The 4,286-nt window shown below is 61.0% G+C and carries 1 protein-coding gene; it reads right to left on the bottom strand.

Going from position 1 to position 4,286, the window contains the following annotated elements:
* Positions 1 to 4,286, bottom strand: a 4,286-nt coding sequence (locus ABZO33_RS26685) for an immunoglobulin-like domain-containing protein (protein ID WP_414538488.1), incomplete at both ends; no start/stop codon positions are given.

The raw sequence follows: 4,286 nt of genomic DNA, 5'->3' as shown, positions 1-4,286 counted from the left end.
GTGTCGCCGTCCTTGAAGACGTCATCACCTTGAGCCTTGGCCTTGTACTCGGCTTCGGTCTGGCCGGCAGGGATGACCACCTTGTCGCCATTCGACAAGGTGACGGTCAGGTCATGGTCCAGTTTCTGGCTGACCTTGACGGTGAAGGCTGGCTGCTGGTCTTCGGTGACATCGCCCTTGCCGACGATGGTGACGGTGACCTTGTCGCCCTGGTTATCGGTACCTGGCGTGCCGGTGCCTGGCTCGTCAGTGACGGAGGTCTTCACTTCGTCCTGACCCAGGGTCAGTTTTTCGAAGTTATCGGCGCCGGTGACGCCTTCCAGCTTGTTGGTGATGGTCGGTTGACCACCCACGAACACGTCGTCCGGAGCCGTGATGGTGAAGGTCCCGCTAGCGCTGCCAGCTGGAATCGTGACCTTGGTGCCGTCGGTCAGGGTGAAGGTCAGGCCATTGTGGCCATTGACCGGCAGCCCTTGGGCATTGGTCAGGGTCACGGTGTAAGTGATCTGGCCGCCTTCGGAGACGGTGGTCTTGTCGGCGGTGAGGGTTGCGACAACTTCGCTGACCGTATCAGTGATCTGTACGGTGGCATTGCCACCCAGTTCGAGGTTCTCGAAGGTCTTGCCATCAACGACTGCATCAGTGATGCCGACAGTCAGCGAGCTGCCATCCTTGAAGACGTCATCGCCCTGGGCATCCGCCTTGTACTCGACCTGGGTCTGGCCAGCCGGAATCACCACCTTGGCGCCATTGCTCAGGGTGACGGTGAGGTCCTGGTCCAGCTTCTGGTTGACCTTGACGGTAAAGGACGGTGGCAGGTCTTCGGTGACATCGCCGTTGCTGACGATGGTGACGGATACCTTGTTGCCGGTATCCGGATCATCAGTGACGGTGGTGGTGAGTGTCTCTTTGCCGAGCGTCAGCTTCTCGAAGTTGTCCGCGCCGTTGACACCTTCGAGCTTGTTCACAATCGAGGGCTGGCCGCCGACGAATACGTCGCTCGGGGCGGTGATGGTGAAGGTACCGCTGGCGCTGCCGGCCGGAACGGTGACTTTGGTGCCATCGGTCAGGGTGAAGGTCAGGCCGTTATGGCCGGTGACCGACAGACCCTGGGCGTTGGTCAGGGTCACGGTGTAGGTAATCTGGCCGCCTTCGGTGACGGTGGTCTTGTCGGCGGTCAGGGTCGCGATGACTTCACTGATGGTGTCGGTGATCTGCACCGAGGCGTTGCCACCCACTTCCAGATTCTCGAAGGCCTTGCCATCGACGGCGGCATCGGTGATACCGACGGTCAGGGTATCGCCGTCCTTGAACACGTCGTCGCCCTGGGCCTTGGCCTTGTACTCTGCTTCGGTCTGGCCGGCCGGAATGACGACTTTGTCGCCATTCGACAGGGTCACGGTCAGGTCGTGGTCGAGCTTCTGGCTGACCTTGACCGTGAAGGCCGGCTGCTGGTCTTCGGTGACATCGCCTTTGCCTACGATGGTGACGGTGACCTTGTCGCCCTGGTTATCGGTGCCCGGCGTGCCGGTGCCTGGCTCATCGGTCACGCTCGTGGTGACCGTGTTATCACCCAGAGTCAATTTCTCGAAGTTGTCGCCACCAGCAACCGATTCGATCTTGTTGACGATCGAAGGCTGGCCGCCGACGAACACGTCGTCCGGAGCGGTAATGGTGAAGGTGCCACTGGCGCTACCGGCCGGGATGGTGACCTTGGTGCCGTCGGTCAGGGTGAAGGTCAGGCCATTGTGGCCGTTGACCGGCAGACCTTGGGCATTGGTCAGGGTCACGGTGTAAGTGATCTGGCCGCCTTCGGTGACGGTGGTCTTGTCGGCGGTCAGGGTCGCGACGACTTCACTGACGGTGTCGGTGATCTGCACCGAGGCGTTGCCGCCCAGCTCAAGGTTCTCGAAGGCTTTGCCATCGACCGCAGCATCGGTGATGCCGACAGTCAGGGTATCGCCGTCCTTGAACACGTCGTCGCCCTGGGCCTTGGCCTTGTACTCGGCTTCGGTCTGGCCGGCCGGAATAACGACTTTGTCGCCATTGGACAGGGTCACGGTCAAGTCATGGTCGAGCTTCTGGCTGACCTTGACGGTGAAGGCCGGCTGCTGGTCTTCGGTGACATCGCCCTTGCCGACGATGGTGACGATGACCTTGTCGCCTTGGTTGTCGGTGCCCGGAGTGCCGGTACCCGGCTCGTCGGTGACAGAGGTCTTCACTTCGTCCTGACCCAGAGTCAGTTTTTCGAAGTTGTCGGCGCCGGTGACACCTTCCAGTTTGTTGGTGATGGTCGGTTGTCCACCCACGAAGACATCGTCTGGAGCGGTGATGGTGAAGGTACCGCTGGCGCTGCCGGCCGGAATGGTGACCTTGGTGCCATCGGTCAAGGTGAAGGTCAGGCCATTGTGGCCATTGACCGGCAGCCCTTGGGCATTGGTCAGGGTCACGGTGTAGGTGATCTGGCCGCCTTCGGTGACGGTGGTCTTGTCGGCGGTGAGCGTCGCGACCACTTCACTGATGGTGTCGGTGATCTGGACGGAAGCATTACCGCCCAGTTCCAGGTTCTCGAAGGCCTTGCCATCGACCGCAGCATCGGTGATGCCGACAGTCAGGGTATCGCCGTCCTTGAAGACGTCATCACCTTGGGCCTTGGCCTTGTACTCGGCTTCGGTCTGGCCGGCCGGAATAACGACTTTGTCGCCATTCGACAGGGTAACGGTCAAGTCATGGTCGAGCTTCTGGCTGACCTTGACGGTGAAGGCCGGCTGCTGGTCTTCGGTGACATCGCCTTTGCCGACGATGGTCACGGTGACCTTGTCGCCTTGGTTATCGGTACCTGGCGTGCCGGTACCTGGCTCGTCAGTCACGGTGGTGGTGACCGAGTTGTCGCCGAGGGTCAGCTTCTCGAAGTTGTCGCCACCGGCAACCGACTCGATCTTGTTGACGATCGACGGTTGGCCGCCGACGAACACGTCGTCCGGTGCGGTGATAGTGAAGGTACCGCTGGCATTGCCTGCCGGGATGGTGACTTTGGTGCCATCGGTCAGGGTGAAGGTCAGGCCGTTGTGGCCGTTGACCGGCAGGCCCTGGGCATTGGTCAGGGTCACGGTGTAGGTGATCTGGCCGCCTTCGGTGACGGTGGTCTTGTCGGCGGTGAGCGTCGCGACGACTTCGCTGATGGTGTCGGTGATCTGAACCGAGGCATTGCCGCCCAGTTCCAGGTTCTCGAAGGCTTTACCGTCGACCGCGGCATCGGTGATGCCAACGGTCAGGGTGTCACCGTCCTTGAAGACGTCATCGCCTTGGGCCTTGGCCTTGTACTCGGCTTCGGTCTGACCGGCCGGGATCACCACCTTGTCGCCATTGGACAGGGTCACGGTCAGGTCGTGATCGAGCTTCTGGCTGACCTTGACGGTGAAGGCCGGCTGCTGGTCTTCGGTGACATCGCCTTTGCCGACGATGGTGACGGTGACCTTGTCACCCTGGTTATCGGTACCTGGCGTGCCGGTACCCGGCTCATCGGTCACGGTCGTGGTGATCGTGTTATCGCCGAGGGTCAGTTTCTCGAAGTTGTCTGCGCCGCTAACGCCTTCGATCTTGTTGACGATCGAAGGCTGGCCGCCGACGAACACGTCGTCCGGTGCGGTGATGGTGAAGGTGCCGCTGGCGCTGCCGGCCGGAATGGTCACCTTGGTGCCATCGGTCAGGGTGAAGGTCAGGCCATTGTGGCCGGTGACCGACAGGCCCTGGGCATTGGTCAGGGTCACGGTGTAGGTGATCTGGCCGCCTTCGGTGACGGTGGTCTTGTCGGCGGTGAGCGTCGCGACGACTTCGCTGATGGTGTCGGTGATCTGAACTGAGGCGTTACCACCCAGTTCAAGGTTCTCAAAGGCTTTGCCGTCGACTGCAGCATCGGTGATGCCAAGGCTCAGGGTGTCGCCGTCCTTGAAGACGTCATCACCTTGAGCCTTGGCCTTGTACTCGGCTTCGGTCTGGCCGGCAGGGATGACCACCTTGTCGCCATTCGACAAGGTGACGGTCAGGTCATGGTCCAGTTTCTGGCTGACTTTGACGGTGAAGGCAGGCTGCTGGTCCTCGGTGACATCACCTTTGCCGACGATGGTGACGGTGACTTTGTCGCCTTGGTTGTCGGTGCCAGGAGTACCAGTACCCGGCTCATCGGTCACGCTCGTGGTGACCGTGTTATCACCCAGAGTCAATTTCTCGAAGTTGTCGCCACCGGCAACCGACTCGATCTTGTTGACGATCGAAGGCTGGCCGCC

Origin of the sequence: Pseudomonas sp. CAM1A, assembly GCF_047501685.1 — a bacterium.
Classification (GTDB): domain Bacteria; phylum Pseudomonadota; class Gammaproteobacteria; order Pseudomonadales; family Pseudomonadaceae; genus Aquipseudomonas.
This window is presented reverse-complemented; position numbering and strand designations above follow the sequence as displayed.